We start from the raw sequence: 22,542 nt of genomic DNA, 5'->3' as shown, positions 1-22,542 counted from the left end.
GATTTTCTCGACAGCCTGAAGGTTTTCGATTTATCGAAAACCTTTTTCTTTTTTTAAGCCGTCCTTTCTCCGGAACATTCGGCTAGTACGCCTTCGCACAGGAGCCTTTCAAAAATGGCGTCCCACGATTGTGTGAGCGCATAGCTCCGCGCTTCTTCTCCCATCCGTTTTTTCAATCCGTCGTTTGATAGGATTTTTAAAATGTATGCGGCAAAGGCTTCAGGGTTTTTCGGCTCTGCAAGAAACCCGTTCTTTCCGTGCTGAATGAAGTCTTTCAGGCCGCCGGAGTCTGCCCCGACCACCGGCGTTCCGCACGCGAGCGCTTCAAGAGCCGCATTTCCGAACGTTTCCGTCGGAGAAGGAAACACAAACAAGTCTGAGCTTGCATAAATGCTTGAGAGCTCTTCGCCTTTGACATAGCCGGCAAAGGTCATGTTGGCGGGAGCGCGTTTTTCAAGTTCTTTTTTTAATGGGCCGTCTCCGGCGATCAGCCAGTGAACGTCCTTTTGCAATGTTGGGTGGTCTGCAGTCATAAGCAGCGTCTCAAGGTCTTTTTCAGGTGCGAGCCTGCCGACATAGCTGAGCAAATATTTTTCCTTTATTCCATACTGCTCCCGCACCTTTTCGGTGCAAAATGCCGGATTGAATAAAGAGCAGTCGACGCCGCGCTTCCAAATGGACAGATTTCTGAACTGCCTCATCTTTAGCTGCCGCAGTGTTTCGTGCGAAGGAACAAAGATTTTTTGAAAAGATTTATGAAACCAATGCATATACTTCCATAAAAGCTTGGAAAACATGTGAAGGTCATAATAGGCGAGGTACTGGTCAAAGTCAGTATGATACGAACCTACCAGGGGGATATTCGATTTTTTCGCGTATTTCAGCCCCGCCAGGCCGATGTTGAACGGGGTCGCGATATGGATGAGGTCAGGCCTGAATTCACGAAGCTCTGCTTTCATTTGGATGAGATTGGGGAGTGCGAGCCGGCATTCGGGGTAAAGGAAGAACGGCAAGCTTGCAAAACGGCGGATGCTGCTCGAAAACTGTGTTTCGTGCGTGCTTTCCGGTGCAAACACTTTATACGGAATTCCTTTTTTATCCAGATAATCTGTATACCTCTTTAACGTTCTGGCGCAGCCGTTGACATCGGGCGTAAAGGTGTCGGTAAAAATCGCAATTTTCATCGTTTCCCCTCCTGATGGTTGGTTTTTAACATTTAGCTGAATCTGGAAGAAACGGTTCTCACATGATCATACATGACATGATTCCGGCTGAGACGCCAAGCACCATGCCGGCCAGCACGTCTGACGGATAGTGAAGGCCCAGATAGATTCTTGAGAGGCCGACTGTGATTCCGGCCGGGATTAATAAAAGCGCCAGTATCGGAAAGAATACGATTACCGGTGTAATTACAGAAAATACGGCTGTCGTATGTCCGGATGGAAAGGAATGATCCTTCAACGGATTGTTCAGCACCTTTGCCTGTTTCAGCGTCATATACGGGCGCTTTCTCGGATAAAGCTTTTTGATGAGCACGACCTGCAGATGGCTGACGAGGAGCGCAAGTGCAGAGGCGGCTCCGGCAAGGCGAATATTTCCTTCGCCGAACACGATCAGTAGAAGCGAAGCGAAAATGGTACAAAAAGCTCCCCCTAAATGGGTAGAAGAGCGAAAATAACGATTTAATGCTTTTTGATGGAACAAGCTGTTCATACCGAGGAAAATTCTGCATTCAAAGTTGTACATGCCGATCATCAGTTTATTCAGCGTAATAACCCCCTTAGGCGAATGGTAGCTCGCTTTTATTGTAAAAAATGAATGTTTAGCAAATGATAAGTATTTGTAAAGATTTCGGAAACGAAAAAAAGCCGCTGGCGCTAAGGCTGCAGACGGCAGAAAAAGGTTTTTGCTTAATTTATGGCGAAAAAAATGGTAAAGTTGTAGCAAAGCTAGTCTTTTTGTTGAAGGGACTTGTAGTATTGTCCTTTTTCAATGTATTCTTTGCGTATTCTTTCCATATCCTGTTTGTCACTGTCGGTTAACGGACGAATGACTTTGGCGGGCCTGCCGAAAGCAAGGTGAAACGGCGGGATCTTTTTCCCGGGCGGGACAAGGCTTCCAGCGCCGATAAAAGCGCCTTCGCCGATCTCGGCTTCGTCGAGGATAATCGATCCCATTCCGATAAGGGCATGCTTTCGAATTACTGCGCTATGCAATGTGACCTGATGGCCGACCGTCACGCCATCCTCGATCAAGAGGGGGCGGTTCGGGCTTTGATGCAGACAAGAAAGGTCTTGAATATTGACGCCTTTTCCTATCCGGACCGGTGCGACATCCCCGCGGATGACGGAGGAAAACCAGATGCTTGAGTGCTCTCCGATCGTAACATCTCCGGTGATGCACGCGTTGTCGGCGATAAACGCCGTTTTATGAATGAGCGGTTCGGTATCTTTATAAGGGTAAATCATGAGTTCCATCCTTTCATTTACGTGTTTTAAAAATATAGCGCGAGGTGGTCAAGCATGTTTTGCGTGGAAGCGGAAAGACCTGTTGCTTCAATCGTCATTGTCCATGGGGCCTGTGAGCATCACGGGCGGTATAAATGGCTGTCCGAAATGTGGCGTTCATCCGGATACCATGTCGTCATGGACGATCTGCCCGGACAGGGCACATCGACAAGAACAAGAGGGCATATACGCTCGTTTCAAGAATATATTGATGAAGTAGACAAATGGATTGACAAGGCAAAATCGTTCCGGCTGCCGGTATTTCTCCTCGGGCACAGCATGGGCGGACTCGTCGCAATTGAGTGGTTCAAGCAGCACGAAAATGCCATTAACGGTCTCATTTTATCATCCCCTTGTCTCGGGCTGCAATTAAAGCTAAAACCGAACAAATTGATGGACGTGCTCTCCAAAGGGCTGAATGTCGTAGCTCCGTCCCTTTCGTTCGAATCAGGCATTACGCCCGACAAAGCGACGAGAAATAAAGAACTCATCGAAATGGCCGACAATGATCCGTTGTATTTTACAAAAGTTTCCGTCAGATGGTATCAAGAGCTATTAAAAGCAATGAAAAGCGCGCTGGAGCCGGCTGATGCGTTTCTCAACACCCCTTTGCTAGTCATGCAGGCCGGCACAGATTTGATCGTCGATAAAAAAATGACAGTCAAATGGTTTGATCAGCTTGCATCGCGAAATAAGGCATACAGGGAATGGGAGGGCTTGTATCACGAGATCTTTAATGAGCCTGAACGAGAGGACGTTTTTAAAGCGGCAAAAGCGTTTGCAGATCAATATATCACGTAATGGAGGTGCATTCTTTGTCAGTACCGGAGCATCCGTTAGGGTTAATGGCAAAAGTATACAGAGAGGTTTTTCCGCTCGTCCATCAGGAATTAGACAAATGGCGGACGAAGGCAGAAAACATTGAAAACTCTGAGCTGAAAATGCAGGCGTTGGCAAGCATCAGGCAAAAAACCTTTCACTGTGAAGGCGGCGGCATATTGGCGCTTCTTTCAGGAGAGAAGATCAGGCAGTCGATCCGGTTTATTACCGCCTATCAGACGATAAGCGACTACCTTGATAACTTATGCGACCGCAGCACTTCGCTTGATCCGGACGATTTCGCCATGCTTCACCAATCGATGAAAGACGCGCTGACTGTCGGCGCGGAGCTGAAAAACTATTACCGGTTCAGGGAAGATCAAGAAGACTGCGGCTATTTGCACGAGCTGGTCAAAACATGCCAGGACGTTCTGGCCGATATCGAAAACTACGGCTTGATCAAAGAGCACCTGCTTGAGCTTTGCAGCTATTACTGCGACCTGCAAGTCCATAAACACGTCATTGAACACGAACGCGTGCCGCGGCTTGAGGCCTGGTTCGACAAATACAAATCCGCTTTGCCTGAAATGGAATGGTATGAATTTTCAGCGTGTGCAGGCTCGACGCTCGGCATTTTTTGTTTAGTGTCGTATTCCGTCCGGCCGGACTTTACAGAAGCGATGGCCGGAAAAATACGCGACAGCTATTTTCCGTACATACAGGGATTGCACATTTTGCTTGATTATTTGATCGACCAAGAGGAAGATTTGATCGGCGGAGACTTGAACTTTTGCACCTATTATTCGTCACATTCTGAAATGATGGAAAGGCTTGAGCATTTTATCGAAATGGCGGATGAGCATTTGCGCGGCATCCCGCATGAAAATTTTCACCGCCTGATCAACAGGGGCCTGTTGGGCGTTTATTTGTCAGATGACAAAGTAGCGGGCCAGAAGGAAATCGGCCGGCTTGCGAAAAAATTGATCAAAGCGAGCGGCAAAACGTCTTTCTTTTTCTATATTAACGGCAGGGCATACCGCAAAATTCAAAAAATGCCTTGGATGAAAAGCTCGTAATAAAAAGCTCAAACCGGTCATCGGTTTGAGCTTTAATGTTTATAGGCTTTCTGTCCGATATTGTTTTTCAAGCACAAAGCGCTCATTATACCGGAAGCTTTTTTCCCATTTTGAAACAACAATGCAGGCAACGGCATGACCCGGGACGTTAACGCCTGTTCTCGCCATGTCCATGACGCGGTCTACGCCTGCGATAATCGCCACTCCTTCAGCGGGAAGGCCGACTGCGTTAGCGGTTGCCAGAAGGACGACGAGCGATCCCGATGGCACGGCGGCGATCCCTTTGCTTGTCATCACAAGCACAAGCATCATGAGCAATTGCTGCGATATGCTCATGTCTATATTGAATGCCTGCGCCAAAAAGATACAGGCGACCGATAAATACAGACTGGAGCCGTCACAATTCAGCGACAAGCCTGAAGGAACCACGAAGGAAACGACCCGTTTCGGACAGCCGTATTTCTCCATGCGGTCCATCAGCTGCGGCAGCACCGTTTCCGTGCTTGTCGTGGAAAACGCGATCAAAAACAAATCCCAAATCATTTTCAGGACTTCGAAATATTTAATTTTAAAAATAAGACCGACGAGCGGAAACAGCACAAAAAGAACGATAAACAGTCCAAGAAAGACGGTGCCGACCAATTTTAACATAGGAAGCAGAAGCTCGATGCCGTATTGGCCGACAGATGCGGCCATAAGGGCAAGCACGCCGATAGGGGCTGTCACCATTACCATCTGTGTCAGCTTGAACATGATATTGGCAACAGACTCAAAAAATGTCATGACAGGTTCTGAGGCTTTGCCGATCCCGGCAGCTGCGACGCCGAACAGTATCGCAAAGAAGATCACGGCAAGCAGATCGTTTCTGGCCATGACGTCAATGATGTTGGTAGGAATAATATCGAGGATCATTTGTTTAAGATCGACTACTTTTTCCGTGTAGCCCGAGAGCTCGTCGATATCTTTTTTGGCCAAATGGGAGAGGTCAAGGCCGATGCCGGGCTTTAGGACATTGGCCAACAGCAGCCCGAGTCCGAGCACGATGGTTGTGATCACTTCAAACCAAATAATCGTCTTGATGCCGAGGCTGCCCATTTTTTTCATGCTTCCGCTTCCGGCCGCACCGATGACGATTGTAGAAAAGACGATCGGAACGACGATCATTTTGATCAGCCGGATAAATCCGTCTCCGACGGGGCGCAGCGCCATTCCGAAATCAGGGAAAAAGTGTCCGATCACTGCTCCAATGGCGAGTGCGATCAAAATTTGATAAGCGATAAATTTTTTCAAGCGAATCCCTCCGTATTTTTACGTGTGATTTCAACAATTTCGTGACAAAGAGCAAAACCACCTCCATTTTTTTAATATTTTTTTGGAAAATTCCGAAATAAAAAGTGTTTCATATTTTATTTTGATATCGCTTACATTATGTTTGAATGAAAAAAATCCTCCAAACGGAGGATTTTCAGGCTATCACTTTTGAACCGCTTTTTTCTTTTCGATTGCAATGATAAACGGCGGATCGTTTCGCTGGTTCAAATATTGGTAGCAGAGGACCCGGGACGTATCCTGGTCGAGTGATGCGCAATATTCGAGCAGGGCGTCCTTTTCCCGCTTTCCTTCGGGATGGCCGTGGTAGACGACCATCACGATCAGGCCCTCATCTTTCAGGATGTTGAGCAGCTGTTTGATGCTGGCGATGGTCGACTCGCTTTTTGTCGTCACCGATTTGTCTCCTCCCGGAAGATACCCGAGGTTAAACACGGCTGCCGCCACCTTGCCTGAGACGTCGTCAGGAAGCGAAGCGATGAGTTCATCATGGCTTTTTTGAATCAGTGTCACCCGGTCTTTATACTCGACTCCAAGCCTTTCGGCCGTGTTCAAAAGAGCCGCTTCTTGAATGTCAAAGGCATAGACATGGCCGCTCTCCCCGACCAGCTCGGCCAAAAAGAATGTGTCATGACCGTTTCCCATTGTCGCATCAATGACGATGTCGCCTTCCCCGGCGGCAGTTTTCAGCAATTCTTTTGCATATGGAAGGATTTTCTTCAGTTTCATGACATGGCTTCCTCTTTCGTTTTTTTGTGCCATTTTCCTTGATAGCTGCCGCGTTTTTCAAGCTCGCCGTTAATGGCGTTTAACACTTCCCATTTGTTGACGCTCCACATCGGCCCGACCATTAATTCGATGGGGCCGTCGCCTGTAATTCTGTGGATGATCATTTCCGGCGGCAAAATTTCAAGCTGGTCGCAGACGAGCTTGACATACTCATCCTGGGAAAGAAACGCCAGCTTGCCTTTCTCATACTGCTTCACCATCGGTGTTCCCTTTAAGAGGTGAAGCAAGTGGATTTTGATTCCCTGTACGTCTAAATCGGCAACGGCTTTTGCCGTCTCCATCATCATATCGTAGTTCTCGAGCGGCAAGCCGTTAATGATATGGGAACAGACCCTGATGCCGTGTTTTCTCAGCTTGTTTACGCCTTCGACATAACATTCGTAATCATGGGCCCGATTAATTAAAGCGGCCGTCCGTTCATGAACGGTCTGCAGGCCGAGCTCCACCCAAAGGTATGTCCGTTCATTCAGCTCGGCAAGGTATTCGACGACATCATCGGGCAGACAGTCAGGACGCGTCGCAATCGAGAGTCCGACAACCCCGTCAAGACCGAGGACGGTTTCATACTTTTCACGGAGAACGTCGACAGGTGCGTGCGTATTCGTAAAAGCCTGGAAATAGGCCATATATTTGCCGTCTTTCCATTTTTCATGCATTCTGTTCCGGATTTCATGAAATTGGGTGATGAGGTCGTCTGCACGATTTCCCGCAAAGTCGCCGCTTCCGGCCGCACTGCAAAACGTGCATCCCCCGTGTGCGACCGTGCCGTCGCGATTCGGGCAGTCAAACCCGCCGTCAAGGGCAACCTTGAAGACCTTGTGTCCGAAATGATTTCTTAAGTGATAATTCCATGTATGATATCGTTTTTCGCTGTTCGTATACGGAAAAGGGTTGTTCTGATGCAAATCAGGCTCCTCCTTGTAGTAGATGGCATCCTAAAATTGTAGCAAATAATGCGGATGAGAACAAATCCATTTCTCCATTATTTTCTTTATTGATCATGGGCGGATAGGGCAAAACTAAACGCGATGGAATTTTTCCATTAAGGAGGGGTTTTCTTTGGCTACAAGACAATCCGTCGGAGAACACATCCAAAGAAGCGATGATGCTTACGATTATGCTTTGACTCAATTTGAAACTGCGAGCAAGCAGGAACATTACAATGAGACAGAGTACAGCAATGCGCAGCTGATGCTTGAAAATGCAGTCAACGATTTAAATAAACTCTCACTGTTTGCCAATCCGCAGCAAAGGGAGGAAATTTACCGCAAAAGGCTTCAGCTGCAAGCCCTTCAAAATAATATGATCCTCGAGAGATCGTATGAAAGGCCCTTTTAAAGGGTCTTTTTTTTCTGGAAAAATTGTTGACAAATCATTTGTGTCTAATTATTGTATTAAGTGTACTACATCGAGTAATACAATTAATACACAAGTTGAAAGGAGCTTTCTTTCATGAGTGATAAACATAAAAAAGCACAGAAGCCAATGGTTGTACTGGCGTTTATCATCGCCTGCTCTTTCTTGTTTGCTCTTGCAACGCTTGGTTTTATGCTTCAGGAAAATATGGGGAGCGCGTTTTTTCTGAAGATTTAAAGAGGCCCCATGAATTGAAGAGATTGAATGAGAAAGAAGGGAGATAGATGATCCAAATCGATCCGAGAAGCTCGACTCCGATTTATGAGCAGATTATTCAGCAGATGAAAGAGCTTTGTTTAAAAGGAATAATGAAACCCGGAGATAAGCTTCCTTCTGTCCGAGAGCTTGCGACGATCATCATTGCAAATCCGAATACGGTAAGCAAAGCCTATAAAGAACTTGAGCGCGAAGGGATTATCGAAACGTTGCGTGGAAGAGGGACATACATTTCAGAAAACGCGAAAGTCACGCTTGATGAAGGGAAGATCACGATGATGAAAGAGCAGTTAAAACAGCTGATCATCGATGCACACTACGCCGGAATCGACATTCAGAAGCTATATGAATGGATCGCGGAAATCAGCGAAGAGGTGAAAGGAGGCGCGGCAGATGATTGAGTTAAAGCATGTATCAAAAACGATCGATGGTAAAGAAGTGCTCAAAGACGTTTCTTTAAAACTCGAAGAAGGAGAAATATTCGGATTGCTCGGCAGAAACGGTTCGGGAAAAACGACGCTCCTTCGCCTTATCCAGCAGATTCTTCTTCCAGACGAGGGAGACATTTTATTCGACAGCATTAAAATCAAGGATCACCCGTTGGTAAAGCGAAACATCATGTACATGCCGGTGCAAAATCCTTTTTTTGAGAAATACAGCTACAAACAGCTCGTTGCGATTTTGCGCGGCATATATCCGGACTTTGATGTTACATATGCAAACGAATTAATGAACCGCTACGGGATTTCTGAAACTAAAAAATACCGGGAATTGTCGACAGGATTGAAAAAGCAAATGTCGCTCATTTTGTCATTTGCCATCCGCCCGGCCGTCATTTTGCTTGATGAGCCGACAGACGGCATCGATGCGGTCACAAGGCATGACGTCCTTCAGCTGATGGTCGATGAAGTGGCCGAACACAATACGACCATTCTGATCACATCCCACAGGCTCGAAGATATAGAGCGGATGTGCAACCGGATCGGCTTTCTCGAAGACAATACGCTGTCAAACGTCATGGACCTTGACGATCTGAAAGAAGACTTCATCAAGATTCAAATGGCGTTTGAAGAAGACGTCAATGTAAAGATCAGGGAGAGAGAAATACCTGTTTTAGACCATACAGGCGTGTTTTATACAGTGCTCATTCCGAAAGGAGACGATGTAAGCAGGCAGTTTCTCAAAAGCTTGTCTCCTAAGGTGTGGAACGAGCTTCCTGTCAGCCTTGAGGAAGTATTCATCGCGAAGTTTGGAGGGAAGCGAAGATGGTAGACCGCGGATTGCTTTATAAAGAGTGGAAGCAGCATCAATGGCTCTTTTTAATCGTCTTTGCCGCCATTATGCTCAGCGAGCCGCTTACAATATTGAACGGTTATTTATCTTATCAGGGGTGTCTGGAGGATCAAAAAGTCTTTAAAGATTTACAGTGCGAGTTTATCATAGAATATCCAACCGGAACATTTGTCCAGATGTTTTGGGTAGGGGGAGTCATCCTTGCACTCAGCCAGTTGGGCTTTGAACGGAGCAAAGGAACGCTCGATTTCACATTAAGTCTTCCTTATAAGCGGGGCACGGTTTTTCAGACAAAGTTTGTGTTTGGCGCATCTGTTCTTTTGTCAGCGCAATTATTATCGTACTTACTCTCATACTTGATGGTCACCGTGCTGAAGCCGGAGGTGCATAATTTTCACGTCCTTTTTATAGGCGCCATGTTTTTCAGTTTTATGGTTTATTCTTTGGTGATGGCGGCCGGGACGATGACAGGCAACATATTGGGACAGCTGGTCGTTGCTTTTTCGGCGTCTATTCTGCCGTATTTGCTCATCGGGCTGCCGATATCCAATATTCAGGTTATTCTCCGTTTTTTCGGAATGGTTGACAGCGGTGTTTTTATGGATTTGGACTTGTTAGGTTATATCACACCGATTATATATCTCAATCATTTCGGCATTTTGGATGAAAACAGGCTGGTTATGTTCATTCCGCTTATTATGGGCGTTCTGTTTTATGTGATTGGCTATTTCTGTTTTTTGAAACAGCCGGTTGAGAGAAACGGACACTTTTTCTTATGGAGGCAGATGGAGAGACCGATTCAGATTCTCGTCATTTTATTCGGCATCTTCGGTTTTGGCCTGGCCGCCTCAGAAAACATTATAAGCTACATCATAGGGATGATCATCGGCTCGGTTGTCGGATTTTTGCTCAGCTACTTCTTGATTTTCAAAAAAACGAGACTGTAAACCTCGGAGAGGAGATAGAGAAAATGATTACCATAGAACATATTCACCACTCATTCAAAATCGGAAAAAAAGGAAGGGAAAACGAAATCAAAGTATTGAAGGACGTCTCGCTTACCGTCCAAAAAGGGGAAATCGCCTGTATCGTCGGGCGAAGCGGTTCAGGGAAATCGACGCTGTTAAACCTGATTTCCGGCTATATTGCGCCGACAGAAGGAAAGATCATGATTGGCGGGAGGGATGTGACGGGATTCAGCGAAAAAGAGTGGGCGGAGTTCCGCCTTGAACATTTCGGCTTTATCTTTCAAAGCTTTCAGCTGATTCCGAGTTTGACGACGTTTGAAAACGTCGAGCTGCCCCTTACATTAAAAGGCGTTCGTCCGGCGGAGCGCAAGCAAAGGGTGAATGACATGCTGCGCCGCGTCGGCCTTGAAAACCATGCAGGCCATTATCCGAACGAGCTTTCCGGAGGACAGCAGCAGCGCGTCAGCATCGCGCGGGCTTTGATTTTAAACCCGTCGATCATTTTGGCGGACGAGCCGACGGGAAGCCTTGATTCCGAAACAGAGCAGGAAATCCTCGGATTCATCAAGCAGCTGAACAGAGAAAGAGGCATCACGTTCATTATGATTACCCACGATGACGAGGTGGCGTCGATCGCAGATACGAAATTTCGTTTATTTGACGGGGTTTTGGAGAAGGGGGAAGAGACTGTTGAAGTTTAAGGACCAGCTGAAATTCATCAGAAGAAACATGAAGAAAAACCGCCTCAGGGTGTTTATGACAATACTGGCGACAACGGTGGCCTGCACGTTTTTAATCGTGCTCGCCTCCGTCGGCTTCGGGCTGCAAAAGTCGATGACCGAGCAATTGATGAGAGATCAGGTTGTCACGAAAATCGATGTCGCAGGAAAAGAAGGGCAAGGCGACAAACCGGTTCAGAAGAAAGATTTAAAAGACTTTGAAAAACGCGGCGATGTAGCAGCCGTTATAGAACGTACAAGAGTGATGTCGCCTGTAGAAGCCAAATTTGGTAACCGGACCAATGGGCAAATCGGTTATTTTATACTTACTGACATGGCTGCGGAGCAAAAAGCGAACATCAAGCTGGATCGCGGACGCGTGGCGAAATCGCCGAATGAAATCGTCGTCGGCTATCATTTCGGCAAGCAGCTGTGGACGAAAAAAGAAGCGAAAGAATATCAAAAGCAGCAAGAAAGCAATCCAGATGATGTAAAAGAACCTAAAGGATATGAAAAAGATATTCTCGGCAAGACGATAGAATTAAAGATTGAGAAGATAGATGAAAAGACAGGAGAAAAAAGCAAGGAAAGAACGTATGACTTTAAGGTTGTCGGGGTAATGGAAAAACCTTCTTACGATTGGGTCAGCGATTCCAGCGTCTATATCAGCAATGACATGCAGAAAGGGATTACCGATTTTCTGAAAGCGGATAAAGACAGCGGTGATATAGAAAAAGAACTGACAGTCTATGCGGACAACTTTGAACACGTCGATCAGCTCACAAAAGATTTGGAAGATAAAGGATTCTTCGTCGATTCTGTCACGAAAAAGCTGGACAGCGTCAATCTGCTTTTTATGGCTTTTAAAATCGGACTGATTTTCGTCGGGGTGATTGCCGTATTGATTTCTGCGATCGGAATTTTCAACACGATGACAATGGCCGTCACGGAGCGGACCCAGGAGATCGGAATTATGAAAGCGATCGGTGCGAGTCCGAACGTCATCCGCAAAATGTTTTTAATGGAAAGCGCCTATATCGGTTTCATCGGATCTGTATTCGGCGTTATCATCTCATACGGTGTCAGCTTCCTGGTGAACAGGCTTCTCCCGGTGATTTTGTCATCGGTTTCCCAAGGCGAAGGGACTGCACAGGATTTCAGCATCACGTTCTCCTATATTCCGGTGAGCCTTGTCATCATCGCGACTGTCATCAGTATGGGGGTTGCGATTCTGTCAGGATTGAATCCGGCCGTCAAAGCGACGAGAACGAACGTGCTGACAGCGTTAAGAAGAGAATTATAGAAAGAAAGCCGGCAGCGTGCCGGCTTTTTTAGCGTTTTGGCGGTCTGTATCCCGCGTCTTGTGCTTCCTGTTCAGAACAAAACCATTGAACGACGTTTTTCGTGCGGTCATAGTATGTACTTCCAGGCGTATGATAAATTTTGTTGACGCTCCCCTTAATGTTGCACTCCTGACTGTGCTCTGCGGTCTTTTTGGAAGAGCCTGAGCTTTTGCTCTGCCCGGCTGAAGAAGCTTCTGTTCGATTGTCTGCCTGGGCCTGCTTCGTTTTTGCGCTGTTCTTTTGGACGCTTGCCAGTTTTTTCTCTGCTGATTTCTTATCTTCCGCGAGCTTGTCCTTTTCTTTGAGCAGGTTCTCATTTTCTTTTTTTAGCGTTTCGTTCTCCGTTTTTACGGAAGCCAATGTTTCATTCGTTTTTTGAATCTGCTCTTTTAAAGATTTGATTTCATTTGAAAGAGACGTTTTCTCAGACGTCAATTCTTTGATCTGAGCCGTCTGTTCTTTCGTTTCCTTTTCCCCGGCATATGTCTCCTGATCCGTATACGGTGTTGTCGCGGCGCAAAGGAGAAAGCCGCCTATCAGAAAGGGGTAAAAGATTTTTTTGGAGAATCGTTTGTCAGGCGAAAAGAACTTTTTTCTGATCAAATGAAAAACGGCATAGCCGAGCGAAAAAATGATGGAAAAAAATCCGATTGCATAGAAAAATTCCATTTTTGGGTCTCCTTTCTTCTTGTATTCATATTTTAACTCATTAAGTTGAAAAAGTTCTTGCAAATCTCAATATTCATACGTAAAATGAAGGGAATCAAATATGTAACTTATGAAGAGAGATGGAGGGACTGGCCCTGTGAAATCTCAGCAACCTGCATAAGCAAGGTGCTAAATCCAGCAGAATGTCAGACGCATTCTGAAAGATAAGTGATCGACTCTTTCAGGCGGACTGGAAGAGTTTTTTTATGTTGAGGAGGAGATTGGAATGAAGAAATGGACAAAATTGTGGGGAACACTTGCATTGGCGGGAACACTTGCCCTTCTTGCCGCATGCGGAAACAGCGCGGCAAACGGAAGCAAGGCGATTAAAATCGGTGCAACCGCAGGCCCTTATTACGATATGGTCACAAAAGCGATTAAGCCTGAGCTTGAGAAAAAAGGCTATCAAGTGGATGTCGTTCAATTTACAGATTATGTGCAGCCGAATACGGCATTGACGGAAGGCGAGCTTGACGCCAATTTGTTTCAGCATGAAGTCTTTATGAAAGCTTACAATAAGGAAAACAACAAAGATCTCGCCGCTCTGATTTCGGTGCCGACCGCACCGATGGGTCTGTACTCATCCAAGTATAAATCGCTAAAAGAGGTCAAGGCGGGGGCACAAGTAGCTATACCGAATGATCCGGCTAACGCTGCCAGGGCGTTTTTAACGCTTAAGGATCAAGGATTGATCAAGCTGAAGGACGGCATCGATACATTGAAAGCTTCTGAACGCGATATCACGGACAATCCGAAAAAGCTGACGTTTAAGCAGCTCGAATCCGCCAACCTGCCAAGGGCGGTTGAAGATCTTGACATCGCCGCCGTACCGGGCAATTTCGCCCTGTCTGCCAGCATGAAGTTGCAGGATGCCCTTGCGCTTGAAAACATGCCTGACCGCTACCGCAACCAAATCGTTGTCGACGGAAAAAACAAAGATAAACCATTCGCCAAAGATTTAAAAGAAGCGGTCAAATCGGAGGCTTTCGAAAAAACGATCGACAAAGAATTCGCCGGATTCGGAAAGCCGAAATGGATGACCGAATAGCGGCATGCGAACATACAGCTTCTAACGGCAACGTAGATGCCGCTGTGCCGGTTTCTAATCTCAAGACATACATGTCATCGGACAGCCTCAGGGAGCCGGCATCTTGCCGGCTTTTTTTCGTTCTTCGCTTTCTGTTCCATAGGACGACGTTTTCCAGGGGAGCGGGAGAACCGCCGAAAAACAGATTGCATATAAAACGAAGTGCGAAATCGCCGATAGAAAAAAGGAAAGCTGAAATTCCGATTATTATGATCGATTCAATATGGACCGGTTCTCCCGAATCTGCGAACTTTTTCCGCTTTTTTATGATAGGAGGCGTTTGACGTGATAAAATTTTCGGCCTTAACAGGCGCGCTTGGGGTGGCAGGAGTGATTACGCTCATCATTTCATGTGCAAACGGAACAGAAAGCGGCAGCCGGACGATTAAAATCGGTTCTGCTGAAGAACAGTATTTTGATATTCAGTCCGCAAAAACGGCTGGATTTGCGGCATTCTTTCAGCCGAATCGCGGGGAAAAGCCTTACGCCGGTCAGTTTCAAAACGGGGTGTTTGCGGAATTTCAAAATAAGAAACATGACAAAAAAACCGGCTGTTTTATGGGGGAGCCGGGTTCGCCAATGGACGTAAGAAACGGGGCTGAACGTCCGCCGGCATTCGAACAGCCAGGAACTGTAAAACATCCGCGGGACGGGAGCGGTGCTGAGCCGGACAGGATAAAAATCCACGATGGCCCGGACCCTGAATACAAACCCCGCCCCATCTAAGCAGCGGAGATTAAAGTATTTTTCTGAATATTATAAAAAATACCCTTTCTAAAAAGGGGTTTTTTTATGAAGGAAAACCGAATTCCCTCCATTGAAAAAAATGGCCAAAACGAATAGAATCTAGAAGGAACGAAAATCAGAAAGAAGGAAAACACAGTGCCGCGTACGTTATGGATGCTGATCATCGGGATGTTTATCAATGTAACGGGGTCTTCTTTTTTGTGGCCTTTGAACACTATCTATATTCACGACCATTTAGGGAAATCGTTAACCGCAGCCGGATTTGTATTGATGCTCAACTCCGGAGCCAATGTCATCGGAAATTTATGCGGCGGTTATTTGTTTGATAAAATCGGCGGTTTCAAATCCGTCATTATCGGAATCGTGATCACGTTTGTCAGCCTTTCCGCCCTCGTGTTTTTTCATGGCTGGACGGCTTATATCCTCTTGTTGACAGCTGTCGGATTCGGGTCGGGTGTTGTGTTTCCGGCATGCTACGCAATGGCCGGAGCGGTTTGGCCCGAAGGCGGCAGAAAGGCTTTTAATGCCGTGTATGTAGCGCAAAATGCCGGGGTCGCTGTCGGTTCCGCGCTTGGGGGAGTCGTTGCATCATTTTCATTCGCTTACGTCTTTTTTGCGAATGCGATGCTTTATGCCGTTTTTTTCGCGATTGCATGTTTTGGATTCAGACATATCCGCACAGAACGTGCAGTACAGTCATCCGTTGTAGATCATGCTGCCGGCGCAAGCGGAAAATCAAGATTTTCAGCCCTCATGCTCGTATGTACGGGCTATCTTCTCGGCTGGGTCGCTTATTCCCAATGGTCTTCAACGATCGCTTCACATACGCAGGATCTCGGCATATCGCTCGGGCAGTACAGTCTGCTATGGACGGTCAACGGTGCGCTCATCGTCCTGGGTCAGCCGCTTACCGGAATGTTTGTCCACAGATTCGCCAGTTCGCTAAAAAAACAAATCGTGAGCGGATTCATCATTTTTATGTTTGCTTACGGCATGCTGTTTGCCGCTGAATCTTTCCGGGTTTTCCTCGGCGCGATGATCGTGCTGACGCTCGGGGAAATGCTCGTCTGGCCGGCTGTTCCGACGATCGCAAACCGCCTCGCACCGCGGGGGAAAGAAGGGTTTTACCAAGGCTTCGTCAACAGCATGGCGACAGGAGGAAGAATGATCGGGCCGCTGTTCGGCGGAATGATCGTTGATTTTTTCAGCATGCAGGCATTATTGGCTGTTCTGCTCGTTTTGCTGATGATCAGCATAGGAACAGCATATTTATATGGCCGAAAGGAAAAGCAGCTCTCTGTTTGATATAGAAAAAATAGGTAATTGTAATTATGTGAAAATGAATCGAAGGAATCAAGATTATTACCTAGTTCTTCACATATAATGGAAGAAACAAGCTTTTTTTTCCTCAGAGACAGAACACATTTTCTGTAGTAGTATCGAATATCATCGCAAAGGGTTCTAGGGGGGCTGCTCGATGGCCTGAAGTCGCTTGACGAATCTAAGGGCTTTAGGAAGGTGATGAAGATGCTGCATCAAGTTTTGGTTGCTTGTTTGATTGGAGGGATTATGGGGGTTCTCGGGCACATTAAAAAAAGAGGACGGCTCGAGAAACCGAGAACGACGAAACGATTTATTTACCTCGGTTTTTTTGAAGATATTCTTGTCGGCATGGTTGCCTCTATTTTGCTTGTTTTATCTGCGGAACCTGACTCCGGAATTCAGCTCGTGGTTTTATCCATTGTTGCAGGCTACGGCGGTGAAGCTGTATTGAGAAGCTTTGACTTTGTCAGAGAACAGCAGGCAAATGTACAAAACTCCGGACGGCAAAACGATTCTCCACACGATTAAGATCCTCACTCTTACCCTTTTTTCAGCACATTCCCATTGTATACAAACCTGCTTGCACTTATGAACAGAATTCTATAAAATACAGATAAGATTACGGTTACGGCAAGAACAGTGAAGAGGAGCAGTAAGAAGCCCCATCTGCCACAGAGAGTTGACGGCTGGTGAAAGTCAATCAGGTTGGGCTTCCGAACTCGCCTCAGAGTTGCAGCAGTGATGAGCTGCTGCCGTGCATCTGCGTTAAAGATATCAAGTGAGTGTACGAATGTACACTAACAAGGGTGGTACCGCGGGAAGTCGAATCTCTCGTCCCTTCTTAGGGATGGGAGAGTTTTTTTGATTTTGGAATAATCTGAATATCACGATGCCGGTCCCGTCCATACTTGTATGCAAGGATGCCGTACGTACATTCAAAGGAGGTTTTTACAATTGAGTTTTGATCATCAAAAAATCGAGAAAAAGTGGCAGGACTATTGGCTTGAAAACAAGACTTTTGCCACGCTTGAAGATACATCCAAACCGAAGTTTTATGCTCTGGATATGTTCCCGTACCCGTCCGGAGCAGGCCTGCATGTCGGCCATCCGGAAGGCTATACCGCGACGGACATTCTCTCGCGCATGAAGCGCATGCAGGGATATGACGTCCTGCATCCGATGGGCTGGGATGCATTCGGGCTTCCGGCTGAGCAGTACGCGCTCGATACGGGGAATGATCCTGCCGTCTTTACGAAGCAGAACATCGATAATTTCCGCCGCCAGATCAGGGCGCTCGGCTTTTCGTACGACTGGGACAGGGAAGTCAATACGACAGATCCTGACTACTATAAATGGACACAGTGGATTTTCTTAAAGCTTTATGAAAAAGGCCTCGCTTATGTAGATGAAGTGCCTGTGAACTGGTGTCCGGCGCTCGGAACCGTTCTCGCCAACGAAGAAGTCATCGACGGAAAGAGCGAACGCGGCGGTCATCCTGTCGAAAGGCGTCCGATGAAGCAATGGATGCTGAGAATTACGGCATACGCCGACCGTCTGCTCGAAGACCTTGAAGAGCTCGACTGGCCGGAGAGCATTAAAGAAATGCAGCGCAACTGGATCGGCCGTTCTGAAGGTGCACACGTTCATTTTGAAATCGACGGCCAGGACGCCATGTTTACGGTTTTCACGACCCGTCCCGACACTCTGTTTGGTGCGACGTACGCCGTACTAGCTCCTGAACACGATCTGGTCCAAAAGATCACGACGCCTGAACAAAAAGATGCGGTCGACGCTTATATTGCGGAAGTTCAGTCAAAGAGCGATCTTGAGCGCACCGATTTGGCAAAAACGAAGACAGGCGTTTTTACAGGCGCTTATGCGGTTAATCCGGCGAGCGGAGAAAAAATTCCGGTCTGGATCGCCGATTATGTCCTGGCTACATACGGAACAGGAGCGGTCATGGCGGTTCCGGCCCATGATGAACGCGACCATGAATTCGCAACGGTATTTGGTCTCCCGATCAAAGAAGTCGTCAAAGGCGGAAACGTTGAAAAAGAAGCGTATACAGGCGACGGCGAGCATATCAACTCCGATTTTCTGAACGGTCTCGACAAAGCGGCTGCGATCGAAAAAATGATCGAGTGGCTTGAAGAGAACGGCAAAGGCGAGAAAAAAGTGACATACCGCCTCCGCGATTGGCTGTTCAGCCGCCAGCGCTATTGGGGCGAGCCGATTCCGATCATCCATTGGGAAGACGGCACATCCACCCCGGTTCCTGAAGAAGAGCTGCCGCTTATCTTGCCGAAAACGTCTGAAATCAAGCCGAGCGGTACGGGAGAATCGCCGCTTGCCAACATTAAAGAATGGGTCGAAGTAACAGACCCTGCAACAGGCAAAAAAGGAAGACGTGAAACGAATACAATGCCGCAGTGGGCCGGCAGCTGCTGGTACTTCCTGCGCTATATTGATCCGAAAAATCCGAATGAACTCGCGTCTCCTGAAAAATTAAAGAAATGGCTTCCTGTCGATATGTATATCGGAGGCGCAGAACACGCCGTTCTTCACTTATTGTATGCGCGATTCTGGCATAAATTCCTTTATGATATCGGAGTCGTGCCGACAAAAGAGCCGTTTAAGCAGCTCTACAACCAGGGAATGATTCTCGGCGAAAACAATGAAAAAATGAGCAAATCAAAAGGCAATGTCGTCAATCCGGACGAAATCGTCAAGACGCACGGGGCAGACACGCTTCGTTTGTATGAAATGTTCATGGGGCCGCTCGACGCTTCGATTGCCTGGTCTACGAAAGGCCTTGACGGTGCGCGCCGCTTCCTTGACCGCGTATGGCGCCTGTTCATCGACGACAATGGCGAATTGAGCAGCAAGATTACGGAAGGAGCAGGCGAAACGCTTGAGCGTGTCTACCATGAAACGGTAATGAAAGTGACAGATCATTTCGAAGGGCTGCGCTTCAATACGGGAATTTCCCAGCTGATGGTCTTTATCAATGAAGCATATAAAGCGGACAAGCTTCCGAAAGAATATATGGAAGGCTTTGTGAAACTGCTTTCTCCTGTCGCGCCGCACCTTGCTGAAGAGCTTTGGAGCCGTCTCGGCCATGAAGGCACGATCGCATATGAAGCATGGCCTGTCTATGACGAAGAGAAGCTTGTCGATGATGAGGTTGAAATCGTCGTTCAGGTGAACGGGAAAGTAAAAGCCAAGTTAAATGTTCCGGCTGACGCAAACAAAGAACAGCTTGAGGAACTGGCCAAAAACAACGAAAAAGTAAAAGAACAGCTTGAAGGAAAAACGGTCAGAAAAGTGATCGCCGTTCCGGGCAAGCTTGTCAATATTGTCGCAAACTAAAGCAAAACCCCTTCCTCCGCGAAGGGGTTTTTTTCGATCCTAAGCCTTGGATCTTTTCAGGCTTATGTTTGATTTCAGCCGTTTCGTCCATGTATTACAATGAGGTAAAGGAGCTGATGAATATGAAGTTTGCCGATTTTTCCGCCGTGCAGGTACGAATCGCAAGACCGACAGACCGTTTTGAAGAGGTCATCGCCTTTTACGAGAAAGGTCTCGGTTTACAAAGGATCGGTGAGTTTTCCGGGCATGCCGGCTACGATGGCGCGATGTTCGGCCTGCCGAATTCCCTGTATCACCTTGAATTCACGTCACACGAAAACGGGAGCCCGTGTCCCGCCCCGACGAAAGACAACCTTCTCGTTTTTTACATCCCTGATTTTCAGCAAATCAAAACGATTGCAAAGAGGTTGTCTGACATGGGGTATGAAGAGGTGCCTCCGGAAAACCCGTATTGGGAAGAAAAAGGCGTAACGATCGAAGATCCCGACGGCTGGCGGATCGTGCTGATGAACACGGAAGGAATTTAGCCGGCTATGCTTCGCGCCACTTTTCCGCCTGACTGCGGACGATTTCTGTAAAGGCGGTCATCGCCGGAGAGAACCATTTGTTTTTATGATAACTCATTTGGGTAGAAAAGAGGGCGTCTTTGACCATGATGCCCTCAAGCTTTTGTTCGCTGATTTCAGTACGGGTTGTGATCATCGGGAGGAGAGAGACGCCCAGCCCGCACATGACGCACTGTTTAATGGCCTCTACGCTCCAAAATTCCATCGTCTTATCGGTGACGACGCCTTGATTATGCAAATATTCTTCAAAAAAGTCTCTGTAGCTGCACCCGTGCTCCGTATATAAAAACGTCTCATTTGTGCTGAATGCCAAATGCTGATAATCGGTTTTCCCTGCCGGATGCCCCTTTGGAAAGATGAACACCATCGGCTCGTCCACGAGTTTTTCAATATGGAGATCCTCTTCGTTCCGCTCTTCATCCAGCAAAAAAGCGACATCGATTTTCCCCTGTCTCAACTCATCCCTCAGCTGCCAGCATGTTGAAGACTTCAGCGTCACTGTCACCTGCGGATACTTGCTTTTATATTCGTGAAGGATCGTCGGCAGCCTGTAGACGGTTAACGATTCGGAAGCGCCGATGATAAGGTTTCCGGAGGGCTGCTCGTCGTCTGCAGAAATGTACCTCGCTTTTTCATACAGCTCGATCATCTCCGTCGCATAAGGAAGGAGATGTTTCCCCGCTTCCGTAAGCAGCATCTTTTTTCCTAAACGATAGAATAACGGCTTTCTCAATTCTTGTTCAATCGCCTGTATATGGGAAGTCACCGTCGATTGTGCATAGCCCAAATAATCTGCCGCACGGGTGTATCCCCCGATTTCGACGATGGTTTTGAATGTTTTCAAGTGGCGGATTTCCATCTGTGTCAGGTCTCCTTTTTTTCTAATATCGAAAAATCCGAAGTTATGGATCATTACTATCTATTTTACTGATTTAATAAATGAGATTACAATCATTTTAAATCGTTTAGAAGGGATTGTGTTTAGGTGAAAGAGAAAAAACTGGGGTCTTTATTGCTAAGCGGTTTGATGACGGGGCCGATTTTAGGCTCAGGTGTTATTCTGCTGCCGCCGATGGTTCATGAGATAGCGGGGGACTATGCGATATTTGCCTGGCTGTTTATGATGGGAGCCGGGTTTTTGTTTGCGCGGATTTTTGCGATATTGAGCATTGAATTTCCAAACGATGCGGGTATAGCTTATGCGGCTGAAAAAGCGTTCGGCATTCGGGCGAAAAAACTGGCAGTCTTCTATTTTATCACTGCAGCAAGCTTTGGCCCCGCGGCCGTACTCATGACGGCCGGCCAGTATATTCACTCGATCGCGGCCGGTTCTGCGGTTTCAACTGAAGCTTACGGCCTTTTGCTGTTCATCATTTGCCTCGTTGTGCTGTGCTTTCGCATTTCGTTTGTGGGAAAGGTTTCGTTCGTCTTTTCAAGTACGGCGGCGGTTCTCTTGCTTGTAGGGAGCTTCACGTCGATTCCTTTTTTCAGGGAAGGGCCGCTGATCGAAGGGGCTTTTCGGCTTGCCGATTTTGGCCATGGTTTGCTGCTGCTGTTTTGGGCTTTGGTCGGCTGGGAAATGATCGGAAACTACAGCATGGAGGTAAAAGACAGAAGGAAGGTGATTCCGCGTGCTGTCGTGATCAACGGGCTGACGGTTACACTCGTGTATCTTGCAGTAGCCGGAGCCGCCCAGTGGATCGATCCGGGCCGTTTTCAAAGCGGCCAGCTGAAGCTTACGCTCATTTTAACGCCGCTGTTCGGCCCGTACGCATTAGCCGTCATCGCCGCGGTCACCTCTGTATTGTGCATGAGCACGTATTTGCTTGTCGTCGGGGGAGCCGCCAGATTAATATCCTCGCAGACAGCAGGCGTCCTTGCGTACAGAACGAAGGACGATAAGCCGATCGCAGCGCTTGGCTTGATTTTCGCTGTACACGCAAGTGTTTTCGTTTGTTTGTTTTTTCATGCCGTCAATGTCGACACGCTCGTCGCTATCGCAAACGCCTTTTTTATCTGCCATTCACTCTGCGGCCTTTTTGCAGCATACCGGCTGTTGAGCGGTTTTGTTTATAAAGCGATTTGCGTTTTTTTGATCGGCTGTTTTTCGCTTCTTCTGTTGTTTTCATCGCTTCCGATCTTGTGTTTTGTCATGTTCGCGACCGTTATTTTTGCCCTTCGCAGCGGTCCTTTAAAAGACACGAGGTTTAAATATTACCTGAAAAACAGGTGAAAGCCCCTTTCAAATCGTATTTATGTAACCATGA

Annotated in this window: 24 protein-coding genes, 1 riboswitch and 1 other annotated feature; of the genes, 16 read left to right on the top strand and 8 right to left on the bottom strand. The window is 47.1% G+C overall.

What is annotated here, in order from left to right; translation table 11 throughout:
• Positions 1–53: 53 nt before the first annotated feature.
• The 3 genes from V7126_RS14990 to V7126_RS14980 all read right to left on the bottom strand — a co-directional run bounded on the left by V7126_RS14990 (position 54) and on the right by V7126_RS14980 (position 2,468).
• Complete coding sequence (locus V7126_RS14990; protein ID WP_335497695.1) at positions 54–1,184, bottom strand: glycosyltransferase family 4 protein; 1,131 nt, start codon at positions 1,182–1,184, stop codon at positions 54–56.
• A gap of 58 nt (positions 1,185–1,242) precedes the next feature.
• On the bottom strand, positions 1,243–1,755 hold the full coding sequence (locus tag V7126_RS14985; RefSeq protein ID WP_046129342.1) for a phosphatase PAP2 family protein: 513 nt from the start codon (positions 1,753–1,755) through the stop codon (positions 1,243–1,245).
• A 194-nt stretch (positions 1,756–1,949) separates the two neighbouring features.
• Positions 1,950–2,468, bottom strand: coding sequence for a gamma carbonic anhydrase (locus V7126_RS14980; protein WP_046129340.1), 519 nt, complete (start codon positions 2,466–2,468; stop codon positions 1,950–1,952).
• Positions 2,469–2,522: 54 nt separating this feature from the next.
• Between V7126_RS14980 and V7126_RS14975 the strand changes: the two genes are divergently transcribed.
• Entirely contained in the window at positions 2,523–3,308 is a 786-nt protein-coding gene (locus V7126_RS14975; RefSeq protein ID WP_335497694.1) for an alpha/beta hydrolase, read from the top strand.
• A 14-nt stretch (positions 3,309–3,322) separates the two neighbouring features.
• Positions 3,323–4,402, top strand: coding sequence for a tetraprenyl-beta-curcumene synthase family protein (locus V7126_RS14970; RefSeq protein WP_046129338.1), 1,080 nt, complete (start codon positions 3,323–3,325; stop codon positions 4,400–4,402).
• 39 nt (positions 4,403–4,441) lie between these two features.
• Here the strand turns inward: V7126_RS14970 and gltP are convergent, their stop codons facing one another.
• From gltP to V7126_RS14955, 3 genes are all read right to left on the bottom strand, one after another.
• The gene (gltP, locus tag V7126_RS14965) at positions 4,442–5,692 is read right to left on the bottom strand and encodes a glutamate-aspartate/proton symporter GltP (RefSeq protein WP_335497693.1); all 1,251 of its coding nucleotides are present in this window, start codon (positions 5,690–5,692) and stop codon (positions 4,442–4,444) included.
• 183 nt (positions 5,693–5,875) lie between these two features.
• On the bottom strand, positions 5,876–6,460 hold the full coding sequence (locus V7126_RS14960) for a tRNA (mnm(5)s(2)U34)-methyltransferase (RefSeq protein WP_335497692.1): 585 nt from the start codon (positions 6,458–6,460) through the stop codon (positions 5,876–5,878).
• The gene (locus tag V7126_RS14955; protein WP_335497691.1) at positions 6,457–7,425 is read right to left on the bottom strand and encodes a TIGR01212 family radical SAM protein; all 969 of its coding nucleotides are present in this window, start codon (positions 7,423–7,425) and stop codon (positions 6,457–6,459) included. The genes V7126_RS14960 and V7126_RS14955 overlap by 4 nt, the downstream gene beginning before the upstream one ends.
• A 154-nt stretch (positions 7,426–7,579) precedes the next feature.
• Here V7126_RS14955 and V7126_RS14950 point away from each other — a divergent pair, with 154 nt between their 5' ends.
• The 7 genes from V7126_RS14950 to V7126_RS14920 all read left to right on the top strand — a co-directional run bounded on the left by V7126_RS14950 (position 7,580) and on the right by V7126_RS14920 (position 12,435).
• Complete coding sequence (locus tag V7126_RS14950) at positions 7,580–7,858, top strand: YtzC family protein (RefSeq protein WP_046129334.1); 279 nt, start codon at positions 7,580–7,582, stop codon at positions 7,856–7,858.
• 114 nt (positions 7,859–7,972) lie between these two features.
• A complete protein-coding gene (locus tag V7126_RS14945) occupies positions 7,973–8,113 on the top strand; it encodes a hypothetical protein (RefSeq protein WP_335497690.1) in 141 nt (46 codons plus the stop codon).
• Between the two features lie 47 nt (positions 8,114–8,160).
• Complete coding sequence (locus tag V7126_RS14940; RefSeq protein ID WP_046129333.1) at positions 8,161–8,553, top strand: GntR family transcriptional regulator; 393 nt, start codon at positions 8,161–8,163, stop codon at positions 8,551–8,553.
• Positions 8,546–9,424, top strand: a complete 879-nt coding sequence (locus V7126_RS14935) for an ABC transporter ATP-binding protein (RefSeq protein ID WP_335497689.1) — start codon at positions 8,546–8,548, stop codon at positions 9,422–9,424. Before V7126_RS14940 ends, V7126_RS14935 begins: the two co-directional genes overlap by 8 nt.
• Positions 9,418–10,392, top strand: coding sequence for an ABC transporter permease subunit (locus V7126_RS14930; protein WP_335497688.1), 975 nt, complete (start codon positions 9,418–9,420; stop codon positions 10,390–10,392). The genes V7126_RS14935 and V7126_RS14930 overlap by 7 nt, the downstream gene beginning before the upstream one ends.
• A 23-nt stretch (positions 10,393–10,415) precedes the next feature.
• Positions 10,416–11,114, top strand: coding sequence for an ABC transporter ATP-binding protein (locus tag V7126_RS14925; protein WP_175076623.1), 699 nt, complete (start codon positions 10,416–10,418; stop codon positions 11,112–11,114).
• Positions 11,104–12,435, top strand: a complete 1,332-nt coding sequence (locus V7126_RS14920) for an ABC transporter permease (protein WP_335497687.1) — start codon at positions 11,104–11,106, stop codon at positions 12,433–12,435. The genes V7126_RS14925 and V7126_RS14920 overlap by 11 nt, the downstream gene beginning before the upstream one ends.
• A 28-nt stretch (positions 12,436–12,463) precedes the next feature.
• Here V7126_RS14920 and V7126_RS14915 read toward each other — a convergent pair whose 3' ends face one another.
• Entirely contained in the window at positions 12,464–13,144 is a 681-nt protein-coding gene (locus V7126_RS14915; protein WP_175076625.1) for a sunset domain-containing protein, read from the bottom strand.
• A gap of 104 nt (positions 13,145–13,248) precedes the next feature.
• A riboswitch (SAM riboswitch) is annotated at positions 13,249–13,354 on the top strand.
• Between the two features lie 55 nt (positions 13,355–13,409).
• Here V7126_RS14915 and V7126_RS14910 point away from each other — a divergent pair.
• From V7126_RS14910 to V7126_RS14885, 6 genes are all read left to right on the top strand, one after another.
• Positions 13,410–14,231 carry a MetQ/NlpA family ABC transporter substrate-binding protein gene (locus V7126_RS14910; protein WP_046129327.1) on the top strand — a complete coding sequence of 274 codons (822 nt, stop codon included), beginning with the start codon at positions 13,410–13,412 and terminating at the stop codon, positions 14,229–14,231.
• A gap of 324 nt (positions 14,232–14,555) precedes the next feature.
• Positions 14,556–14,996 (top strand): hypothetical protein, encoded by a 441-nt coding sequence (locus tag V7126_RS14905; RefSeq protein ID WP_046129325.1) that lies wholly within the window; start codon positions 14,556–14,558, stop codon positions 14,994–14,996.
• 156 nt (positions 14,997–15,152) lie between these two features.
• Positions 15,153–16,322, top strand: a complete 1,170-nt coding sequence (locus V7126_RS14900; protein ID WP_046129324.1) for an MDR family MFS transporter — start codon at positions 15,153–15,155, stop codon at positions 16,320–16,322.
• A 216-nt stretch (positions 16,323–16,538) separates the two neighbouring features.
• Entirely contained in the window at positions 16,539–16,868 is a 330-nt protein-coding gene (locus V7126_RS14895; protein ID WP_128748408.1) for a DUF4257 domain-containing protein, read from the top strand.
• 102 nt (positions 16,869–16,970) lie between these two features.
• Positions 16,971–17,182: a binding site (T-box leader), on the top strand.
• A 112-nt stretch (positions 17,183–17,294) separates the two neighbouring features.
• Entirely contained in the window at positions 17,295–19,709 is a 2,415-nt protein-coding gene (gene leuS, locus V7126_RS14890) for a leucine--tRNA ligase (RefSeq protein ID WP_046129322.1), read from the top strand.
• 122 nt (positions 19,710–19,831) lie between these two features.
• Positions 19,832–20,236: a VOC family protein gene (locus V7126_RS14885; RefSeq protein ID WP_046129321.1), complete on the top strand. Its 405-nt coding sequence runs from the start codon at positions 19,832–19,834 to the stop codon at positions 20,234–20,236.
• A gap of 4 nt (positions 20,237–20,240) precedes the next feature.
• On the opposite strand, the gene V7126_RS14880 is transcribed toward V7126_RS14885, so the two are convergent.
• Positions 20,241–21,134: a LysR family transcriptional regulator gene (locus tag V7126_RS14880; protein ID WP_046129320.1), complete on the bottom strand. Its 894-nt coding sequence runs from the start codon at positions 21,132–21,134 to the stop codon at positions 20,241–20,243.
• Positions 21,135–21,260: 126 nt separating this feature from the next.
• Here V7126_RS14880 and V7126_RS14875 point away from each other — a divergent pair, with 126 nt between their 5' ends.
• The gene (locus V7126_RS14875) at positions 21,261–22,508 is read left to right on the top strand and encodes an APC family permease (RefSeq protein ID WP_231947380.1); all 1,248 of its coding nucleotides are present in this window, start codon (positions 21,261–21,263) and stop codon (positions 22,506–22,508) included.
• Positions 22,509–22,542 lie beyond the last annotated feature (34 nt).

It is taken from the genome of Bacillus sp. JJ675 (assembly GCF_036963165.1).
Taxonomy (GTDB): Bacteria; Bacillota; Bacilli; order Bacillales; family Bacillaceae; genus Bacillus; species Bacillus glycinifermentans.
Note: the sequence above shows the minus strand (reverse complement) of the source record. Positions and strands in the feature narration are given on the sequence as shown.